A 20,466-nucleotide genomic window follows, 5' to 3' on the forward strand; every position below is an offset into this window, starting at 1 on the left:
CCGAGGCCGGGATTGCCCCCGGCAGTGCAGTCCCTTTCTTTGCTCGCACCCGGAGCGCCGGCCGAAAGCAAGGAACCAAAGAAATGCGACCCCAAGTCCGTGTCCCTACGCTGGGCTCCGGGCAACCTCCGGTGCTCAGGCAAGGGGCGGTGCGGCAGAACTCTCTTCTTTCGCTTCGCTCACTACGTTCAAACAGCTGCCGCAAGCTAGTTCTTGAAGCAAGAGCATCTTTCAGTGCTCTTGCCCGCCCCCGGATGGCCGGCCCCTTGACCTGCGCTCCTCGGCACGGCCTCAAGGGGTGGGGAGCCTCACTCGGGCCATTGCTGCGCTCGGCCTTCGAGTCGTTAGTCTTTCCCCTATCGGGGAAAGATAATTTTGGCGCCTTCAAACAGTTGGTCTTGAGAGTCGGACAACGTTGTTGGTCTTGGTCTGAGGTCACATTATTCGTGCCCAACAAACCATCGAAGCTCCCTGATCCCGGACAATAGGATCGTGGGAGCCTTGAAACGTCATTGGATTCGTATCTTCGCCACCGGGATTCTGGTGCTACTGGCGCTATTGCACGCCACTGGCACCATGCCGGTGGACAGCCTGACGCGCCTGGACGCCAGGCTCTACGACATGCGTTTGCAGCTTTCCATGCCGGGCACATTGGATGAACGCATCGTCATCGTGGATGTGGACGAGCTCAGCCTGGAGCGCCTGGGTCAGTGGCCCTGGGGGCGTCAGCGCATCGCTGCCCTGGTGGACGAGTTGATCGAGCGTCAGCAGGTGGGGGCGCTTGGCATTGACGTCGTTTTTGCAGAGCCTGATCAAACGTCTGGCCTCCAGGAGCTTCAGGCACTGGCACGTACGCAGCTTGCCCACCAAAGCGGTTTCACGGATTGGCTGGCGGGCGCTTTGCCCCGGCTGGACAACGACGCCACACTCGCGGCCGCCTTGAAAGACAGGCCAGTTACGCTGGGCTATTACTTCACCAGTGATCGTGGCGGACGCCGCACAGGCATGCTACCTGCGCCCGTGTTTGCACCGGATGCTGGAGCGGGCTTGCCCGGTCTGCTGAGTTGGGACGGGTATGGCGCCAGTATCGTGCCGCTGGCCATAGCTGCTCCATATGCGGGGTTCTTCAATGCGGTGAGCGATCCTGATGGAGTGGTTCGATCTGCGCCTGTGCTTGCTGAGTTTGAAGGGGCGTTTTATGAGTCCCTGGCGCTGGCTTTGTTACGCCAGAGCCTGGGCAAACCGTCCGTGCAGGTGGAGCGCGCGGTTCCCGGCGATCCCACCAGCCCATTGGTTGCCCTGACACTGCGCGGCAGCGCTAAAAACTTGAGCATTCCCGTGGATAGCCGTGCCACGGCCCTGGTTCCTTACCGCGGTCTTGGGGGCCCTAAGGGCGGATCGTTTCGCTACGTTTCAGCTGCCGAGATCGTCGACGGCAGCCTTCCTGCGGGTAGTTTGAAGGGCAAAATTGCGCTGCTTGGCTTTACAGCACCCGGCCTCATGGACTTGCGCTCTGCCCCCGTTGGGGAGGCCTACCCTGGTGTGGAAATACATGCCAACCTCATTTCGGGCATGTTGGATGGCCGGATCGCCCGCGTACCGGACTACGCAAGCGGCTATGAAGTGTTGTCTATTTTCATCATCGGGGCGCTCCTTGCCATCGGTTTGCCCATGCTGCCCATGGCAGCCGCATTGATCTTGGGCGTGCTGGTGATCGCTGCTTGGCTGGGGTTAAACACCGCCCTCTACCTGGGTGCTGGCCTGGCCTTGCCTCAAGCGGCTGTGCTGGTGATGGCACTGGCTGCGCTGGCCTTGAACATGGCTTGGGGCTATTTCGTTGAAGGCCGGGCCAAGCGCGAGCTCGCTCAGATTTTTCGCTCCTATGTGCCGCCAGAGCTGGTGCGCCAGATGCTTAAAAGCCCTGAGCAATACAGCATGCAAGCCCGTACTGAAGAGCTCACCGTGATGTTTTGCGACATGCGCGGCTTCACCAGCTTGTCGGAAACCATGGAGCCGCTGGAAGTGCAGTTGTTGCTCAACTCCGTGCACAACCGTTTGACTGAAGTGATACGCGCTCATCGGGGCACCATCGACAAATACGTCGGCGATTGCGTCATGGCCTTTTGGGGCGCGCCGGTGGCGACGGCTGAACATGCGCGCTTGGCTGTTGATGCGGCTTTTTCCATAGTGGAGACCATGCGTGTGTTCAATGCCGAGCGCATCGCAGACGGCCTGCCCGCATTGGGCATAGGTATTGGATTGAGTACAGGGCAGATGTCTGTCGGAGACATGGGCTCTGATCTAAGGCGGGCTTACACGGTAGTGGGAGATGCCGTGAACCTCGCTTCTCGGCTGGAAGGTCTTTCAAACGTGTACGGCGCAGACATCATTGCCAGCGCTGCCACCCAAATTCAAGCTGCGGGCTTCGTGTGGCAGGAACTTGATCGAGTGCGCGTGAGGGGGAGGGCTCAGGCTGTCACCATCTACACGCTGCGAGCGCGCGAAGAGGGCAGGCATCTTCATGGATTGGATCAGGAGCTGGCTCTGTGGCAGCAATTGCTGGAGGCATGGCGGCGCGGTGATATGGCCGCATGCGAGCCCAAGGTGCGCGAGCTTCGCGAGCTGAATCCCTGGTTTGGCCTCTACGAGCTATATGAGCGAAGAATCGTTGCTCACCGCCAATTGCCACCAGACCTCAGCTGGGACGGCACCACGATTTTTGACTTCAAGTAAAAGGCCTACTCAGGCACCGGCGCTTAGTCGCGCTCCGACTCCAGCTTGCGGCTGAGCAGTAACGCGCCCACTGTGCAGACCGCGCCCGAAAGCAGGTAAACGCCAAGGTAGGCCAGCCCGAAATGGGCTGACAGCCAAAGTGCGACCATAGGTGCGAAGGCGGCGCCAATGAGCCACGCGAAATCGTTGGTCAGGGCCGCGCCGGTGTAGCGGTAGCGAGACGAAAAGTTGGATGTGACCGTGCCTGAAGCCTGGCCATAGGAAAGACCCAGCAACACGAAACCCAGCAGGATAAAAATGTTCTGGCTGAGGGTGTCTCCACCCAGCAGAGTTGGAGCGAAGCCGCTGAAGATGGCAATCAGCAGGGCCAGTGCACCTAAGGTATTGCGCCGGCCGTAGTGATCAGCCAGCCAGCCGGAGACGACGATGGCTACCGCGCAAAGCAGTCCGCCCACGATCTGCACCATCAGGAACGACACAATAGGTTGCTGCGCATACAGCAAGGTCCAAGACAGTGGGAACACGGTCACCAAGTGGAACAGGGCATAGCTGGCCAGCGCGGCAAAGGCGCCAATGACCACGTTGCCGCCTTGATTGGCCATCAACTCACCGATTGGCACAGGTTCGAGTTCATTTTTGTCGAGCAAGTGCTCGTACTCGCGGGTGAGCACCAAGCGCAGACGAGCGAACAGAGCGACCACGTTGATGGCGAAGGCTACGAAGAATGGGTAGCGCCAGCCCCAACCCAGAAACTCATCCAGCGGAAGGCTTGCATAAAGATAGGCGAACAGCGCACTCGCCAGCACGAAGCCGGTTGGCGCGCCCAGTTGTCCCAGCATGGCATACCAGCCGCGTCGTCCGGCGGGCGCATTCATGGCCAGCAAGGAGGGCAGGCCGTCCCAGGAGCCACCCAGCGCCATGCCTTGGCCAATGCGGAACAGGGACAGGAGAACGATGGCGGTGGTGCCTAGGGAGTTGTAGCCGGGAAGGAATGCGATGCCGGCGGTGCAGGTGCCCAGCAGAAACATGGCCAGCGTGAGTTTGGTACCTCGGCCCCAGCGCCGCTGGACCATCATCGAAATCACTGTGCCGAATGGGCGCGCCACAAAGGCCAGAGCGAAGATGGCGAAGGCGTACAAGGTGCCGTTCAACGCGCTTTCGCCAGGAAAGAACACCGTGGGGAAGACCAGGGCGGAGGCGATGCCGTAGACGAAGAAGTCGAAATATTCCGACGTACGCCCAATCACTACGCCCACTGCGATATCACCAGGCGCGACGTCGTGGTTGCCGGACTCCGCACCATGTAACGCCTTTGGCGGGAATGCAGGAGAGTGAGTTGTATTGATACCTGTCATGGCATTGATTCCTGCCTTGTTTGCGCACCGATGGCGCACGCCAAGTTTGTCGAGAGCGGAAGGGTTATTGCACTAGGAGCGTATTCATGATCTGTTCGGCGACCCCGGAAGCCCGGAAGCCCGGAAGCCCGGAAGCCCGGAAGCCCGGCGCCCAAAAACATCATGAACACGTTCTTGAAACCATGCGCAGAGTATGCGGCAGCAAGGGGTTCCTTTGACATAGGACAAAACGTCCAATGGGCTTTTGGCTTAGTGGCAGTTAGATTTCATGGCTGACAACCGTACGCACATCAGTCTTGTGCTGCCCTTGCCCGCATCTTGGAATTTCCTGATGCGCAACATGGCTTTTTCATTGGGTTTCGTATGCTTTTCTCGAGCCTGTCCCGCGCTTCACTCGTTGCCATCCTTGCCAGCTTGATGGCCGGTTGCAGCGATCTCGTGCTGCTCAACCCGGCTGGCGACGTGGCGGCCCAGAAAGGGCAGCTGATCATCATCGCCACGGTCTTGATGCTGCTGATCGTCGTGCCGGTGATCTTCTTCATCTTCCTGTTCGCCTGGCGTTACCGTCAGGGCGCCAAGCATGCTCAGACGGAGTATTCGCCTGATTGGGATCACTCCACACGCCTGGAATTGCTGATCTGGGCGGCCCCGCTGGTGATCATCATTGCGCTGGGTGCGCTGACCTGGATCAGCACCCACAAGCTGGACCCGTACCGCCCACTCGACCGCATTTCGGCTTCCATGTCATTGCCTGAGAACGTGAAGCCGCTGGAAGTCGAGGTGGTGTCACTGGATTGGAAGTGGCTGTTCTTCCTACCTGAGCAGGGCATTGCCATGGTGAACGAGCTGGCAGCGCCGGTGAACCGGCCAATACGATTCAAGCTGACCTCCAGCAGCACCATGAACGCCTTCTACGTGCCTGATCTGGCCGGAATGATCTACACCATGCCCGGGATGCAGACCGAGCTGAATGCGGTCATCAACAAGCCCGGCGTCTACAGGGGCATGTCATCGCACTACAGCGGGGAGGGCTTTTCCGGCATGACCTTCAAGTTCCACGGTCTGAGCGACGGAGACTTCGAGCAGTGGGTGGCGCAGGCCAAGGCCGAAGGGAGTGCCTTGACGCGTGATACCTATCTGGCGCTTTCCAAGCCTTCGTCTCGCGATCCCGTGCAGCGGTTCGCTTCCGTGGAAGACGGCTTGTACCGACGCATCATGAACCTGTGCGTGCAAGAAGGCCAGATGTGCATGGACGAGATGATGGCCCGCGATGCCGTGCGCAACCGCGCGCATCGACTCAACCGCGCCCAGGACAAGCTGGCCCAGCAGGAAATCTGCACCACCAATACGCCTCTTTTTGAGTAGTCCCTCATGACTGTTGAACACGCTTCTTCCGTGCCGGCGCACTGGCTGCTGGGCCGCATGACCTGGGATTCGATTCCCATGGTTCACGAACCCATTGTGCTCTGGACCTTTCTGGCCGTGGTGCTGGGGGGTATCGCTCTACTGGCCCTGGTGACCCGCTACCGGCTTTGGGGAACGATGTGGCGCGACTGGTTCTGCAGCATCGACCACAAGAGGATTGGCATCATGTACATGGTGCTGGGCGTGGTCATGCTGCTGCGCGGTTTTTCCGACGCCATCATGATGCGCTTGCAGCAAGCCATGGCTTTTGGAGACAACCTGGGCTACCTGCCGCCGCACCATTACGACCAGATCTTCACAGCGCACGGCGTCATCATGATCTTCTTCGTGGCCATGCCGCTGGTCACGGGATTGATGAACTACATCGTGCCTTTGCAGATTGGCGCGCGAGACGTGGCGTTTCCGTTTCTGAACAACTTCAGCTTCTGGATGACCACCGCAGGTGCCATTCTGGTGATGGTGTCATTGTTCGTGGGAGAGTTCTCCACCTCGGGCTGGCTGGCCTTGTCCAACCTGGGGGCGCAGAACCCCGGCGTGGGGCTGGATTACTACATATGGGCGCTGCAGATCGCAGGGGTGGGGACCACGCTTTCAGGGATCAACCTGATCGTCACCATCATCAAGATGCGCGCTCCTGGCATGAACCTGATGAAGATGCCCATTTTCACCTGGACGGCGCTCTGCACCAATGCCCTGATCGTGGCTTCGTTCCCGATCTTGACCGCCGCTTTGGTGCTTATGTCGCTGGACCGTTATGTGGGCACCAATTTTTTCACCAACACGCTGGGTGGCAACCCCATGCTGTATGTGAACCTGATCTGGATCTGGGGCCACCCAGAGGTCTACATCCTCATCTTGCCCTGCTTCGGCATCTTCTCAGAGATTGTGGCTACCTTCAGCCGCAAGCGTTTGTTCGGCTATGCCTCCATGGTTTATGCCACGGTCTGCATCACGATCTTGTCTTACCTGGTGTGGCTGCATCACTTCTTCACCATGGGTTCGGGCGCGAGTGTGAATTCGTTCTTCGGGATCACCACGATGATCATCTCGATCCCGACCGGCGCCAAGATCTTCAACTGGCTGTTCACCATGTACCGCGGGCGTATCCGCTTCGATGTGCCCATGCTGTGGGTCATGGGCGCGTTACCGACCTTCGCCATCGGAGGCTTGACGGGCGTGCTGCTCGCGGTTCCGCCGGCCGACTTCGTGTTGCACAACAGCCTGTTCCTGATCGCTCACTTTCACAACGTCATCATCGGAGGCGTGCTGTATGGCCTGATGGCTGGCATGACCTATTGGTTCCCCAAGGCGTTTGGTTATCGGCTTGACGAGACCTGGGGGCGCCGCTCGTTCTGGTGCTGGTTGGTTGGCTTCTGGGTTGCGTTCGGTCCGCTTTATGTGCTGGGCCTGATGGGCCTGACCCGGCGCGTTAACCATTTTGAAGATCCTGCCTATCAAATCTGGTTTCAGATTGCGGCGTTCGGCGCGGTCATCGTTGCCGTGGGTATTGCCTGCTTCCTGATCCAGTTGGTGGTGAGCTATAAAAACCGTGAACAGCTGCGCGACACCACAGGCGATCCCTGGGGTGGCCGCACTCTGGAATGGGCCACTTCTTCGCCCCCACCGGATTACAACTTCGCCTTCACTCCGGTGGTGCATGACACCGACGCTTGGTCAGACATGAAAAAGCACGGCTACAAGCGTCCACTGGCAGGCTTCAAGGACATTCACATGCCTCGAAACACCAGCACGGGCGTGGTGATCTCTGTGCTGTGCACCGCCCTGGGCTTCGCCCTGATCTGGCATATGTGGCCATTGGCGATAGCCTCGTTTGCCGGCGTCGTGCTTGTGTCCATCATTCATACCTTCAACTACGACCGTGACTTTCATATTCCGGCGGCAGATATAGCCACCACGGAAAAAGCACGCACCCAACTGCTGGCACGCCATGTCTGATCTTGCATTGAACGCAGGCGCCGAGCGCGTCTACCACCTGGAGCACGAACCTCATCCTGAGAACGGGACCGCTCTGGGTTTCTGGCTCTACCTGATGAGCGACTGCCTCATCTTTGCCGCACTGTTCGCCACTTATGGCGCGCTGTCCAAAAGCTACGCAGGAGGTCCCGGCGGGGCTGAGCTGTTTGATCTGAAGCTGGTGGCTATCAACACCGCCTTCCTGTTGCTGTCGTCGATCACATTCGGGTTTGCCATGTTGCAGAAGCAGCAGGGCAAAGTAGGCGGTACCTTGGGCTGGCTGGCTGTGACCGGTCTGTTTGGCGCGGCATTTCTGGCACTGGAGATCTATGAGTTCATGCACCTCATACATGTGGGCGCCACGCCGGGTTCCAGCGCGTTCATGTCAGCATTTTTCACGCTGGTGGGCACCCACGGTCTGCACGTGAGCTTTGGTTTGATCTGGCTGATCACGCTGATGATCCAGATCAAAAAGCATGGGCTGATCCGCGAGAACCGGCGGCGCCTGATGTGCCTTTCCATGTTCTGGCACTTTCTTGACGTGATCTGGATCGGCGTTTTTACTTTCGTCTACCTCATGGGGGTGCTGTGATGAGCCAGGACTACCGCACGCACGATGCGTCTCATACAGATGGCGCGCACGCTGGGCATCATGACCATGCCGGCGAAGATGGGCCACACAGCACATTCTCTGGTTACATGATCGGCTTTGTGCTTTCGATCGTTCTGACCGCGATCCCCTTCTGGCTGGTCATGAACCATGTCATCACTGACCGCACCATCGCAATCCTGGTGCTGGGCGGGTTGGCTGTGGCGCAGATCATTGTGCACATGGTCTATTTCCTGCACATGAACGGCAAGATCGAAGGCGGCTGGACACTGCTGTCCACCATCTTCACCCTCGTCTTCGTGGCGATTGCCGTAGCCGGCACCCTGTGGGTAATGTTCCACATGAACACCAACATGATGCCTGGGCATATGGAGCATGTGAACCACGGCAATCATGGAGGGGTCTGAAACGGGTTCTGATTCGGGTGCGCGCAGCGAAGCGGAAGTCGCTGTGGGCCCGAAGAAGACGAGGTGGCCGTGGCTCGCAGCGGCAGCACTGGTGTTTTTAGTGCTGATATCGCTAGGCAATTGGCAGGTTCAGCGCAGGGCTTGGAAGCACGACCTCGTGGCTCGGGTGGATGCCCGTATACATGCTGTTCCGGTGGCTGCGCCTCCCGCTGCACAATGGCCTCAGATCAGCCGAGACTCGCACGAGTACCAGAGGGTTTATCTGACGGGGCGCTTCCTGCATCAACACGAAGCCCTGGTTCAGGCCACCACGGCGCTAGGTGCCGGGTTCTGGGTACTGACGCCGCTACAGGCCAGCGGCGGAACCACGGTCTGGATCAATCGCGGTTTCGTTTCTCCTGCAGCGCGCAACCCCTCGCATCGAGGTGCTGCGGCACCCGAAGGTGAAGTTCGCGTCGAAGGCCTGCTGCGCGTCACTGAACCTGATGGTGCATTTTTGCGAAATAACGATCCCGCCTCAAACCGGTGGCATTCGCGCGACGTACATGCACTCACTTTGTCTCGTGGTCTGACCCTAGAAAAAGTAGCCCCCTATTTTGTAGACCAAGAGGCTGCTGCGAACCGGAGATCTCCGGAAAGCGCCGATGGGCTTGTGCAGCCCAAGGCATGGCCTGTGGCAGGTCTGACCGTGGTGCGTTTTTCTGACAACCATCTGGTCTATGCCCTGACCTGGTATGGCCTTGCGCTGGGTTTAATGGCGGGGTTGCTTTGGGTGTGGAGCAGAGGGCGCGCATGGCCCTCAATTGCCAAGTGAACAGAATGAACACGCGGAAAGCCCGGGTTCGCGCAGGTTTTGTGAAGCTATCAAGCGTTCAACCGTCGTTTCTAGGATGATCGTTCATGCCAGTTTCGCCTAGCTCTTTCGCAGCGTCCCAGCCCACTCCAGACGGATGGCTCTCGCGCGAACCCGATGCCAGTGGTTCTGACACTGTCGGCCTGAACAACCTCAGGCAACTGATTCAACTCCGCTGGCTGGCGGTGATTGGCCAAGTCATCACCATCGCCGTGGTGCATGTCAGCATGGGCATTGAGATTCCCGTGAAGCCTATGCTGATAGTGTTGGCGGCACTGGCAGCGTTCAATGGCTTGAGCATGCTGCGCGGGCTGGTGCGCCGCGAGGTCTCCAGCGTGGAGATGTTGCTGGTGCTGCTGGTCGATATGACCGCGTTGACTGCGCAGCTCTATCTCAGCGGTGGCGCGGCCAACCCCTTCGTCTTTCTGTATCTATTGCAAGTGATTCTGGGCGCAGTGTTGTTGCCTGCCCGCGCGGCCTGGGTCATGGTGCTCGTCAGCACGCTTTGCTTTGCGGGGTTGACGCGTTTCGCCATCCCCTTGTCGTTACCGCTTGATGATGGCCGGGGCTTGGCCAGCCCTTATATGCTGGGCCTTCTGATCTGCTTCGTGCTGAACGCCGCGCTGCTGGTTTTGTTCATCATCCGGATCATGGCCAACCTGAGCCAGCGTGATGCCCGCCTGGCTGCCATGCGCCAGCGTGCTGTAGAAGAAGAGCTCATCGTTCGCATGGGATTGCTGGCTTCCGGAGCTGCGCACAATTTGGGCACCCCGCTGTCAACGCTTGATGTCATCCTGGGCGATTGGCGGCATTTACCGCAGTTGCGCGGTGATGCCGAGCTGGCCAGTGATGTGGCGGAAATGCAGAACCAGGTGCGACACTGCAAAGCTATTGTGAGCGGGATATTGCTCTCTGCTGGAGAGGCGCGAAGCGAGTCTTCGCGGGCCACCACTGTGTGTGAGTTTTTGAACGAAGTCGTGAGTGAATGGCGCCTGCGCCACCCGGACAACCACCTGAGATATGAAAACCATTTTGGGCAAGATTTGCCCATGGTGTCAGATTCGGCAGTCAAGCAAATGATGGACAACGTGCTGGACAACGCCTTTGAAGCCTCTCCACATGCCATGGAGTTCGAGGCCCTGCGCGAGCGAAATGACCTGGTGCTGGTGGTGCGCGACGAGGGCCCTGGCTTTGCACCTGAAGTGCTGCCACATTTGGGTGAACCCTATCGTTCTACCAAGGGGCGAGCCGGCGGCGGTTTGGGGTTTTTCCTGGTGGTGAATGTGGCGCGTGCACTTGGGGGCCAGGTTCGCGCGTCCAACCGCCCACAAGGCGGCGCTGAAGTCCGAATCATGTTGCCCTTGGTTTCCCTGGCACTTTTGGAAGAGGATGATCAAGATGACGCCTGATGAATCACCTCACCTGTTGATCATCGAAGACGACGCGGCCTTCGCTCGAACACTCGCACGTTCGTTCGAGCGGCGGGGCTATGTGGTGCGCGTAGCCGCCAGCCTGGAATCGCTTGCGCCATTGCTGGAGGAATTCGCCCCCACCCATGCCGTGGTTGATCTCAAACTAAAGGGTGAGGCATCCGGCCTTACCTGCGTGCAAGCGCTGAGCGCGCATGATCCGTCCATGTTGATCGTGGTGCTGACTGGTTTTGCCAGCATCGCCACGGCGATTGAGGCGATCAAGCTGGGCGCCTGCCACTACTTGGCCAAGCCCTCCAACACAGATGACATCGAAGCCGCGTTTGGTCGCGCTGAAGGTTCCACTGATGTGAGCCTGACCGCCCGAACCAGCTCCATCAAGACGCTGGAGTGGGAGCACATTCACCAGACCTTGGCAGAAACGGGCTTCAATATTTCAGAGACTGCGCGGCGCTTGGGGATGCACCGCCGAACACTGGCACGCAAACTGGGAAAGCAGCAGGTGAAATAGCAGCTGGTCTCGAAGATGTTCTAGCGGTGCATGAACTTACAAATGAGACCTCGTGCAGCAAGGTGTGTCACTAATGCAGAAGATGTGACAAAAAATGTCGGTCCGAGTGACCAAAAACGGTCACCAAGGTGTGCCGACCTGGGAGCAGGTGTTAACTACTTCTCGGAATCCTAGCCTCCAGCCAGTTGGCACGCCAGATGCATGTAGACACTGTGTGCGGGAACGCACTCAACGCAAGGTTCTCCAGGTCGTTCTGTTACTAATACAAGAGGAATTTCAAATGAAAAAGATCCAAAAGGGTTTTACCCTGATCGAATTGATGATCGTTGTGGCGATTATCGGTATCTTGGCTGCTGTTGCGCTGCCTGCTTACCAAGACTACATGATTCGCGCACGCGTTTCTGAAGTGATGTTGGCTGCTTCGGCTGCTCGCACCACGGTGTCTGAAGCTGCTGCGAATGACACGGTTAACTCTGGCATGCCTTCAGCAGTGTCAGTTGAGACCCAGGCTTCTAAGTATGTTGCGAGCGTCGCTTATAACGGAGTCAACGGCACCATCACTGCTGTGGCCAAGAGCTTGGGTGGTCAAACAGTCGCCGGTGACACCATTACGCTGAGAGGTGAGAAAACGTCTAACGGACAAGTGAGGTGGACGTGCGCAGGCACTATTTTGGCTAAATACCGTCCTGCTTCGTGCAAGTAATGGCTTAAATAGCTCGTGATTTTCACGGCTTCTAAACCCGCCTGGAAAGGCGGGTTTTTTCTTGCCTGCTTGGCAGCAACGCTTGCATTAGTCGCAGGCGTTTGGCTCATTTTTCAGCCAGCGCTACCTGGAATCGTACATTTCGACGATATCGGGAATCTTTCAGGGCTTCCGACTATCGTGGACCCCGCCTCTGCCTGGCGCTGGGTTCGGGAAGGCTATGCGGGTCCATTTGGGCGACCACTAGCCTTGGCAAGCTTTGCGTTGCAATTTTATGAATGGCCTCATCCGGAGGCATTTCTGCGGTGGAACATTGCACTGCACGTCATCAATGCCCTTTTGGTGTTTTGGTTGACGGTGCTAGTGGCGCGGCGCATGGGCGAAACCGCGAAAAGGCAGGTAACCATCGGGTTTTGCGTGGCTTTCACTTGGGCCGCGCTACCGCTATTGAACAGTTCGGTGCTTTTCATTGTTCAGCGCATGGCCTTATTGGCCAGCACTTTTGTGCTGGCAGGCCTAGTGGCGTATATGAAGTGCCGAGGAGCTTTGCGTGCTTCCTCGCTACGCCAGCTTGCCGCGCTGGGGGTGCTGGGAAGCTTCGGAGTCCTGGCTCTTCTGGCTAAGGAAAGTGGTGCTCTGATCGTCATCTATGCGCTGATACTCGAACTGGGCTTGCTAGTCATCGCGAAGGAGCGTCGACCCACGCTGGCCGCCGTAGCGTTGTTGTTGGCGACCATAGGTTTGATCGCGGGACTCACGCCACATGCTTTATGGCATGCATGCACGGAGTTGACGCGCGGCTTCGATGTGGTGCAGCGCTTAGGGAGCCAAGGGGCTTTGTTGCCGGTATACCTCAAGGGGCTCTTTCTTCCAAGGGCGGCAGACCTGAACCCATTTCGTTTCGAATTCTTGTTGAGTGACATGCCCAACTTGCAGTGGGGCATCGCCGTGTGGGTAGTGTTGATGGTCAGTCCACTGGTGGCTTGGTGGCGCGGCTGGCGGCTGGCGGCGCTTGCACTCGCCTGGTTTTTCCTCGGACACATCATGGAGTCCGGTTGGGTTAATCTCGAACCCTATTTCGCACACCGCAACTATCAGCCTGCGTTGGGGCTGGTGTTCGCGCTTGTGTACGGAGCATTTGCCATCCGCGAAGGCGCCAAGCTTTGGTTCGGCGTATTGGTTGCGTACATGATCTTGTTAGCCGGCTCCACCTGGATGAACACGTCGCTATGGGGAAACCGTAGTTTGGCAGGTGAAATCTGGTCTATGGAGCAGCCTCGCAGTGTTAGAGCGATACTCAATCTGGCCTACGATGTGGAGCGCACGCAAGGGGCGGGGCAAGCGCAAGTGCTTTTGGATCGCTTTGTTGCAGAAGAACGCGACAGCGTGGGTCTGCGCCTGCAGGGCTTGATCACTGCGTGCACTCTAGAACCCGGTACTGACCACTCGGAAAAATTGCGGGCGGTGAAGAAATCCATTGCTACCTTGCCTTATGAGGGGTGGACCCCTGATCTCGTGGAAAAGCTTATGGAGGCAGTGCGTAAGCAAGATTGCAAAGGGGTCCCTACCGATGAGGTAGCTGAACTCGCCTCTGCATTTCTCAATCGACCTGCCTATCAATGCAATCGGGCCATAGTCCACAATATGCTTTGGGTTATTGGGCTGGTCGCTATGGAACACGGCGACACGCAGACGGCGATGGGGTTTTATTTAAAGGGGTTACAAGAGTCTCCGACCTACGCTATGGCCAGCTTCTACCTTGATATGGCAACCCAGGAGGGGGACAAGGCTGCTATCGAGGAACTCGGAACTCTGTTGAAAAAAGCACCTGCTCCACGCGGCGTCACTCAGGCTGAATGGCAAGAGTTGCGAGCGCGAGTGCAAGAGCGTTTGAGCTCCTTCCCATCAACCGATGAAGCTAGCAAGCAGGGTTCGGCATCAGGTAACACCGTCAAGCCCTGATAGGCATGGTAGAAACGCCATGCCAATAAACAGTGCGTTAGCGCCAACATCCATAAGTGCATGAAGATCTCCGTTGTCCTTCCCGCCAAGAATGAAGCTGCAGCCGTAGGGGCCACCGTGGCGCGAATCCAGGCGCTCATGCCGGATGCAGAAATCCTGGTGGTCAATGATGGCTCGACCGACGCCACTGCTTCAGTGGCGCAAAGTGCTGGTGCTCGCGTAGTCAGCCATCCGTACAGCAAGGGCAATGGCGCCGCCATTAAAACCGGCGCGCGTGCAGCCACCGGCGATGTCATCGTGTTCATGGATGCCGATGGTCAGCACGACCCTGCCGATATATCCCGTTTGCTTGAGAAGATGGAACAAGGCCATGACATGGTCGTGGGGGCGCGGCAGAAGGGATCCCAAGCCAGCGTGGGGCGAGGCTTGGCTAACGGCCTTTACAACCGGCTCGCCAGTTGGATGACGGGCCACCAAGTGGAAGATCTGACTTCTGGCTTCCGTGCAGTCCGCGCTGCCAAGTTCCGCGAATTCCTCTATCTGCTTCCCAACGGTTTTTCTTATCCCACCACGAGCACCATGGCGTTCTTCAGGGCGGGCTACTCAGTGGCGTATGTGCCCATTCATGCTGCTAAACGCATCGGCAAAAGCCATGTCCGCCTGCTGCGCGATGGCACACGTTTCCTGCTCATCATCTTCAAAATCGGCACGCTGTTTTCCCCGCTCAAGATTTTTGCGCCGGTGGCATTCGGCATGTTTGCGTTGGGATCTGCCTGGTACGGCTGGACATGGTGGCAGCATGCCCGCTTTACGAATATGAGCGCGCTGCTTTATACAGGCAGTGTCATGGTGTTTCTCATGGGGCTGATCTCCGAACAGATCACGGCGCTCATGTACAAAGATTCGTCCTGAGCGGGTAGGCGTCTCATGTCTGCGAAGGAACTTACGCAAGCCTCGGATCGCGGTGCAGAACGGCAAGATTCACTCAAGACCTTGTTAGTCTTGGCCTCCACTTATCCGCGCTGGCAGGGAGACCCCGAGCCTGGTTTCGTGCACGAACTCGCCAAACGCCTGACCGGGCGTTTTCGCGTGATCGTACTGGGCCCGCATGCCCCCGGGGCAAAGCCGCGGGAGATACTTGATGGCGTGGAGGTCGTTCGCTACCGGTATGGGCCGCAGCGAGTGGAAACCTTGGTGAACGACGGTGGAATCGTGACCAACTTGCGTCTGCATCGCTGGAAGTTGCTCCTGGTTCCGAGCTTTGTACTGGCGCAGGCATGGTGGGCTTGGCGTCTATGCAAGCGCGAAAAAGTGGATGTCATCCACGCTCATTGGCTCATTCCGCAGGGACTGCTCGCTCTTGGGTGTCAGCGGCTGACGGGAAGAGCCACCCCATTTGTGGTCACTTCCCATGGCGCTGATCTGTACGCCCTGCGGGCTGCCCCGTTGCAAGCCCTCAAGCGCCTGGTGCTTCGCGGTGCGCATGCCGCCACGGTGGTCAGCAGCGCCATGCGTGAAGAAGTTGATCAACTGGGGGTGGATGTCAGTACCGTTTCGGTCATACCCATGGGCGTGGATATGGCTGACCGCTTTGTGCCAGACGCCACACAGACCAGATCCCGCAGTGAGTTGTTATTCGTAGGCAGATTGGTAGAGAAAAAAGGATTGCCATTCCTGCTGGATGCTTTGCCGGCTGTCTTGCAGGAACGCCCAGATGTGACCCTGACCATCGCCGGGTTCGGGCCTGATGAGGATCAGCTCAAGGCCAAAGTGCTTGAGCTTGGCCTGCAGAACGCAGTCAAATTTATCGGTGCCTTGCCGCAAAAGGATCTGCCCGTTCTCTATCAGCGTGCTGCGCTTTTTGTAGCGCCGTTCGTGAAAGCGGAATCAGGTGATCAAGAGGGGCTTCCCGTCGCGCTGATGGAAGCCGTGGCCTGTGGTTGCCCAGCCCTTGCAGGTGACGTGGCAGGCTTGCAGGATATTTTTGGCGCTCATGCGAATGCGTGCATCGTCAACCCGCGTGATAAGGCTGCGCTAGCGGCAGCCATTCTTGCTCAGCTGGGAGAGCCAGAGAAGGCGGCGCAACGATCTCTGTCCATGCGAGCGGCGCTACGCGAGCACCTGGGTTGGGACCACGTGGCCGAGCGCTATGCCCGCCTGCTTGAGCAAGCTTGTCAGAAATAGCTTGGGCGCGGCTTAGCGCTTAGCTACAGCGCGTGCCAGGGCGGGCTCTACTTCTTCAATCAAGGCGCGCCAATCGCGGATGGCGATTGATGGGGCCGTGGGATTGGCCAACTGCTCCGATACCGCCGCAGCCAATCCATCCGCATTCCCAGCTTCAAACATGATCTGAGGCGTGGCTGCAAAGAGCTGCCGCATCTCACCAATGTTCGTCACCACCACTCGCAGCCCACAAGCCAGCATTTCATAGGCTTTTTGTGGAAAGCAGTACCTTCCAAAGGGTGTGTCCAGAATCGAGATGACTCCCACATCCAGCGCGGTGAAAAGCTCAGCCACCTGAGCATGATTCAAGTGCCCGAGATGATGTACACGGCTCCCCTGTGGAGGGGGGAGTTCGGGTTTGTAAGGGCCTGCTAATACCAGGTGAAGGTCCGGGTATTGCTGCGATAGTGACTGCCAAGCTTGATACAGCGGCTCGACCCCTTTGTCACGATACAGGCCCCCTGCCGTACCCAATAACCGTGCATGTGGCGGCAAACCCAAGCTTTGGCGTGCGGCAGCCTGGTCGCCAGAGCGGAACACCTGAAGATCCACGCTGCTCGGCATGGAAATGACCGTGCCCTTGGCGCCGTACTCTTGCAACACCAATTGGCGCAAAGGCTCGCTGGTGGTGAGGACCAGTGAGGCTTCCCGCGTGGCCCGTCGCAGGGCGGGCACGAAACCTGGAATACGTGCCTGGCCAAAGCCTTCGAAGTTGTCGTACAAATCCACTGAGTACGGCACCTTCAGGCGGCGAGCCAGCCACCGCGCCAGGGCTACGTGCGGAATGTCTGATGCGCCGATCAGCACATCTGGCCGAAAATCGCGCAGTTGGCGCAGCACATGCCAAGGGTATGCCAGCAGATGCGGCAAGCGGGCACCCGCTACCGAAACGGATTCCCACTGCAGGGTGCCGCTACCCGCCTCATGCACCCAACGATCCGGCGCACCCGCATCCTGCGCGGCATGGTAATCAAGGCAGTAACCACGCACCTCATGACCCAGCCGTGCAAGCTGGAAAGGAATCTCGTAAAGACGGGCATAGCGGTCAAGAATGACGTCCTTGCCCATGTACCGGCGTTTGCAGAGGAAAGCGATGCGCATGAGATCTTGTGGTGCTGGTGTTTAGATCTGGGGCGCAAGCTGCCCAAGCAGCCGTTGCGCCGCGACAAGTGCTGCACCTACTACCTGGTCCATGTTGTAGTAGCGGTACTCTGCCAGCCGCCCCACAAAGCTCACTCCAGGCTCTACTTCAGCCAAGGCTTGGTACTGCTTGAACAGTGCCTCGTTCTCGTCATTAGGAATAGGGTAGTACGGATCTCCCTCAGCCTGCGGATACTCACGGACGATGGATGTGCCGGAATGCTTTTGTCCCTTGAGATGCTTGAACTCAGTGATGCGCGTGTAAGCATGGTCATTGGGATAGTTCACGGTACCCACCGGCTGAAACTGCTCAACTCCTGGCAGGTGCTCATGCTCGAAGCGCAGCGAGCGATAAGGTAGCTGCCCAAAGCGGTGGTCAAAGTACGCGTCAATCGGGCCCGTATAGACCACGTGGTCGAACCCACCCCGCTTGCGCACGTCTGCGAAGTCCACGCCCAACTCTATGGTGATGTTGGGGTGATCGAGCATGCGCTCGAACATTTTCGTATAGCCAAGCAATGGCATAGCCTGGAAAGTGTCAGTGAAATAGCGATCATCAGTATTCGTGCGGACCGGAATACGCGCAGCGACACCAGCCTTAAGCTGAGACGGCTCCATAGCCCATTGTTTGCGCGTGTAATTGAGAAAGAACTTCTCGTACAGATCCCGTCCTACGCTATTGAGAACGACGTCTTCGCTGGTTTGCACGGGATCACGCGGTTCGCGCACGCGCTCAAAGAATGCGGCTGCACCGGCTTCATCCAAACTGAGCCCATAAAGCTGGTTGACCGTGTCGCGATTGATGGGAAATGGGTAGAGCTTGCCATCCACCACTCCCCGTACCCGGTGCTCATAAGGATGCCATTCCGTGAAGCGCGAGAGGTAGTTCCACACCCGCTCACTATTCGTATGGAAGAGGTGCGGGCCATAGCGGTGAACCTGTACTCCGTGGGCATCGAATTCATCGAAAGCGTTGCCGGCGATGTGGGCGCGCTTATCTATCAGGTGCACCCGGTGTCCGGCATCGGCTAACTCGCGGGCGACCACACTGCCGGCGAAACCTGCGCCGGTGATGAGGAAAGTCATTCTTGTTCCTGCACGATCTAAAGTGGGCCGTTAGCTCAGCGTCGATTAGCTTCGATTAGCTTCGATTAGCTTCGTATTTTGAGGCGGTTTTTTAGGCCGTCCAGCCAAAGCATGGAACGGATGGGGAGCTGAACGATGCGAGGAGAAAGTGCGGCGGATCCTTCTAGCCACATCCAAGCATCGGATTTGAACATCTTGCGTTTTGAAAGCGCCATGAGCATGGTGGTCCAGACGTCTTCCAGCTTGAGGGGGCGACACAAGGGTTGGGCGAAGGATCGCTCCTGCCTCATATCCGCGATGACGGTGAAAGTGCTCATCGCCAGTGCGTCCATCCGGTTTGGATGACAAATGAAATTTTCCACCACAGCACGTATTTCTGGAGTGAAGGCTATGAGGCTTTTGCGTAGCTCGGGACTATGAGCAATCATGCGAGCAGCCTGTTGAGCTCCCTCTTGCAGGTACTTTGCATAGGCCAGCTCCGTGTCGTCGCGAGCTTCTTCGCTGAACTCAGGAATGACTTTTGTGCCTTCTAATCTGTAAGCGCAGGTGCTGGCGTGAGTGGCCGGCAAAAAACAGTGCTCAATGACGACCCGCCGTCTTGAAAAAATAGAGCCTGGGGGCGTCACGAAGGCAAAAGCCTTGCCTGCCTGTGCTTCCTCTAGATGATCATGAGTAAGCCCAAGGTAATAGCCTTGCGGGGACTGATGAGGATCATTTATCTGATCAAGCATGCGCTTAGCGGACGCTTGGTTATTTAACGACCAACCTGAATCCACAAATGCCCATGTTGAGCCGTCCAAGAGTCCCTCCTGGCGGAAGTACCTTAGCGCAAGCTCGCGCTTTTCGAGCGCGGAGGAATTCAACAGCTCGGCAGATTCTGGATGGTTGGTTAATTCTTCGACAAAGGCGTTGGCTTCATCTGACCCGAGGGAGCGCTCCCACCATGCTTCATCCTTGGCAAAGATCTTATGAAGCTTTCCGTATTCTGATGGGGGCAGTCCGATGCGCTCCAAAATATCCCGTGGCGTATTCGCATTTCCGGGTAGGACCAGCGGACGCCGCCATTCCGGATGATCTTGTGTCATAGACGGGCCGAACCACGCGCGCCTCGATCCATATAAATAGCGCAGCTCGATACCTTCAGGATTCAGTTCCTTAGCGATCTTGAACAAAATCTCGCCGTCGCGGGCCGCGAAGTAGAGTCGCGCGATACCTCGCTGACGTGCATCATCCAGTACCCACTGTACATATGTCAGCAGGAACGGGACGATGACACTGAAGATGATCCCATCAAGAGGATGCCTGGCTTCTCCATGGCTTTGTCGGATGGATAGCCGACAGCGGCGACTAAAGCTGGCAATCCACGACGCGGCGGAGTCGCGGGGAAGGGCTGCACCTGCCAGTCGTGCTTCATGCGCAGTCAGATGGGCAGCAGAAAAGTACCGAGTGAGAATGCCGTGAGCTGCCGCACTGCGGATATCTGCATGATGATTGTCGCCGGCATGTAGCAAGTCAGCGCCAGACAGGGCTTCTTGCCCTAGTACCTGTGCAAATAACTTGCCGCTGTGCTTTGTCACCCCGCTATCGCTCGAAACGTACAGCCTGTCGCCTTCCTGCATCACGTTCTTGCGTTTGAGTATGGGCTCCAGTAGCAGCGCTGGGATGTACATATCGGAAACGAACAGGATCTGATGACCGGCCTGCCGCAATTCGATGATGTGCTCGACTGTTTCGGAGACCGGATAGAGGCTTTCTTCTTCGGCAGTCAACTCGGCTGTTACTAACTCGAGGGTTGTTCCATCGATACGAATTAGGTGGCGCAGGTTCTCATAGATCGCGAATATGTCGGCATGTTCGCGATCGGGGCGAGCTCGCCAGTTTGCTAGCTTCTCGGCACGGATGCGCGCACTCTGAAATCGGCGGGCAAAGCGTTGGCGTGCGGCTTCGTCGCTGGTTCCAGGAGCTAAGCGCAACCCAAGATCGAAGAAGAGGTCCCGCGGATAGGCGTGCATCCGGGAGACGCAGGTATCAAAGACATCAAAAGAGTAAACCAT

Annotated in this window: 16 protein-coding genes; 12 read left to right on the plus strand and 4 right to left on the minus strand. The window is 57.7% G+C overall.

Going from position 1 to position 20,466, the window contains the following annotated elements; genetic code table 11:
• Positions 1–492: 492 nt before the first annotated feature.
• Positions 493–2,733, plus strand: a complete 2,241-nt coding sequence (locus G518_RS0121155; protein WP_028604246.1) for a CHASE2 domain-containing protein — start codon at positions 493–495, stop codon at positions 2,731–2,733.
• Positions 2,734–2,756: 23 nt separating this feature from the next.
• On the opposite strand, the gene G518_RS0121160 is transcribed toward G518_RS0121155, so the two are convergent.
• Positions 2,757–4,088, minus strand: a complete 1,332-nt coding sequence (locus tag G518_RS0121160) for an MFS transporter (RefSeq protein WP_028604247.1) — start codon at positions 4,086–4,088, stop codon at positions 2,757–2,759.
• Between the two features lie 363 nt (positions 4,089–4,451).
• Between G518_RS0121160 and cyoA the strand changes: the two genes are divergently transcribed.
• From cyoA to G518_RS0121215, 11 genes are all read left to right on the plus strand, one after another.
• The gene (cyoA, locus tag G518_RS36210) at positions 4,452–5,453 is read left to right on the plus strand and encodes a ubiquinol oxidase subunit II (protein WP_051237210.1); all 1,002 of its coding nucleotides are present in this window, start codon (positions 4,452–4,454) and stop codon (positions 5,451–5,453) included.
• Between the two features lie 57 nt (positions 5,454–5,510).
• Positions 5,511–7,469: a cytochrome o ubiquinol oxidase subunit I gene (gene cyoB, locus G518_RS0121170; RefSeq protein WP_425414300.1), complete on the plus strand. Its 1,959-nt coding sequence runs from the start codon at positions 5,511–5,513 to the stop codon at positions 7,467–7,469.
• On the plus strand, positions 7,462–8,079 hold the full coding sequence (gene cyoC, locus G518_RS0121175) for a cytochrome o ubiquinol oxidase subunit III (protein ID WP_028604249.1): 618 nt from the start codon (positions 7,462–7,464) through the stop codon (positions 8,077–8,079). The genes cyoB and cyoC overlap by 8 nt, the downstream gene beginning before the upstream one ends.
• A complete protein-coding gene (gene cyoD / locus G518_RS36215) occupies positions 8,079–8,504 on the plus strand; it encodes a cytochrome o ubiquinol oxidase subunit IV (RefSeq protein WP_051237190.1) in 426 nt (141 codons plus the stop codon). The genes cyoC and cyoD overlap by 1 nt, the downstream gene beginning before the upstream one ends.
• Complete coding sequence (locus G518_RS0121185) at positions 8,491–9,318, plus strand: SURF1 family protein (protein ID WP_036595545.1); 828 nt, start codon at positions 8,491–8,493, stop codon at positions 9,316–9,318. The genes cyoD and G518_RS0121185 overlap by 14 nt, the downstream gene beginning before the upstream one ends.
• A gap of 86 nt (positions 9,319–9,404) precedes the next feature.
• Entirely contained in the window at positions 9,405–10,766 is a 1,362-nt protein-coding gene (locus G518_RS0121190) for an ATP-binding protein (protein ID WP_028604251.1), read from the plus strand.
• Positions 10,747–11,298, plus strand: a complete 552-nt coding sequence (locus G518_RS0121195) for a response regulator transcription factor (protein WP_425414299.1) — start codon at positions 10,747–10,749, stop codon at positions 11,296–11,298. The genes G518_RS0121190 and G518_RS0121195 overlap by 20 nt, the downstream gene beginning before the upstream one ends.
• A gap of 280 nt (positions 11,299–11,578) precedes the next feature.
• Positions 11,579–12,001: a pilin gene (locus G518_RS41335; protein ID WP_028604253.1), complete on the plus strand. Its 423-nt coding sequence runs from the start codon at positions 11,579–11,581 to the stop codon at positions 11,999–12,001.
• 264 nt (positions 12,002–12,265) lie between these two features.
• Positions 12,266–13,963: a hypothetical protein gene (locus tag G518_RS0121205; RefSeq protein WP_156909488.1), complete on the plus strand. Its 1,698-nt coding sequence runs from the start codon at positions 12,266–12,268 to the stop codon at positions 13,961–13,963.
• 60 nt (positions 13,964–14,023) lie between these two features.
• Positions 14,024–14,875 (plus strand): glycosyltransferase family 2 protein, encoded by an 852-nt coding sequence (locus G518_RS0121210; RefSeq protein ID WP_028604255.1) that lies wholly within the window; start codon positions 14,024–14,026, stop codon positions 14,873–14,875.
• 15 nt (positions 14,876–14,890) lie between these two features.
• Positions 14,891–16,147, plus strand: a complete 1,257-nt coding sequence (locus G518_RS0121215) for a glycosyltransferase (protein ID WP_028604256.1) — start codon at positions 14,891–14,893, stop codon at positions 16,145–16,147.
• Between the two features lie 12 nt (positions 16,148–16,159).
• Here the strand turns inward: G518_RS0121215 and G518_RS0121220 are convergent, their stop codons facing one another.
• The 3 genes from G518_RS0121220 to G518_RS0121230 all read right to left on the minus strand — a co-directional run bounded on the left by G518_RS0121220 (position 16,160) and on the right by G518_RS0121230 (position 20,466).
• Positions 16,160–17,287 carry a glycosyltransferase family 4 protein gene (locus G518_RS0121220; protein WP_028604257.1) on the minus strand — a complete coding sequence of 376 codons (1,128 nt, stop codon included), beginning with the start codon at positions 17,285–17,287 and terminating at the stop codon, positions 16,160–16,162.
• 21 nt (positions 17,288–17,308) lie between these two features.
• Entirely contained in the window at positions 17,309–18,412 is a 1,104-nt protein-coding gene (gene glf, locus G518_RS0121225; RefSeq protein ID WP_028604258.1) for a UDP-galactopyranose mutase, read from the minus strand.
• Between the two features lie 65 nt (positions 18,413–18,477).
• On the minus strand, positions 18,478–20,466 hold the full coding sequence (locus G518_RS0121230) for a hypothetical protein (protein ID WP_028604259.1): 1,989 nt from the start codon (positions 20,464–20,466) through the stop codon (positions 18,478–18,480).

It is taken from the genome of Ottowia thiooxydans DSM 14619 (assembly GCF_000422885.1).
In the GTDB taxonomy this organism is placed as follows: domain Bacteria; phylum Pseudomonadota; class Gammaproteobacteria; order Burkholderiales; family Burkholderiaceae_C; genus Ottowia; species Ottowia thiooxydans.

Coding starts and splice junctions, on each gene's coding strand:
- cyoC (WP_028604249.1), top strand. CDS start 7,462: ATGTCTGATCTTGCATTGAACGCAGGCGCCGAGCGCGTCTACCACCTG.
- cyoA (WP_051237210.1), top strand. CDS start 4,452: ATGCTTTTCTCGAGCCTGTCCCGCGCTTCACTCGTTGCCATCCTTGCC.
- G518_RS0121220 (WP_028604257.1), bottom strand. CDS start 17,287: ATGCGCATCGCTTTCCTCTGCAAACGCCGGTACATGGGCAAGGACGTC.
- glf (WP_028604258.1), bottom strand. CDS start 18,412: ATGACTTTCCTCATCACCGGCGCAGGTTTCGCCGGCAGTGTGGTCGCC.
- cyoD (WP_051237190.1), top strand. CDS start 8,079: ATGAGCCAGGACTACCGCACGCACGATGCGTCTCATACAGATGGCGCG.
- G518_RS0121215 (WP_028604256.1), top strand. CDS start 14,891: ATGTCTGCGAAGGAACTTACGCAAGCCTCGGATCGCGGTGCAGAACGG.
- G518_RS0121160 (WP_028604247.1), bottom strand. CDS start 4,088: ATGACAGGTATCAATACAACTCACTCTCCTGCATTCCCGCCAAAGGCG.
- G518_RS0121230 (WP_028604259.1), bottom strand. CDS start 20,466: ATGGTTTACTCTTTTGATGTCTTTGATACCTGCGTCTCCCGGATGCAC.
- G518_RS0121195 (WP_425414299.1), top strand. CDS start 10,747: ATGATCAAGATGACGCCTGATGAATCACCTCACCTGTTGATCATCGAA.
- G518_RS0121190 (WP_028604251.1), top strand. CDS start 9,405: ATGCCAGTTTCGCCTAGCTCTTTCGCAGCGTCCCAGCCCACTCCAGAC.
- G518_RS0121185 (WP_036595545.1), top strand. CDS start 8,491: ATGGAGGGGTCTGAAACGGGTTCTGATTCGGGTGCGCGCAGCGAAGCG.
- cyoB (WP_425414300.1), top strand. CDS start 5,511: ATGACCTGGGATTCGATTCCCATGGTTCACGAACCCATTGTGCTCTGG.
- G518_RS41335 (WP_028604253.1), top strand. CDS start 11,579: ATGAAAAAGATCCAAAAGGGTTTTACCCTGATCGAATTGATGATCGTT.
- G518_RS0121210 (WP_028604255.1), top strand. CDS start 14,024: ATGAAGATCTCCGTTGTCCTTCCCGCCAAGAATGAAGCTGCAGCCGTA.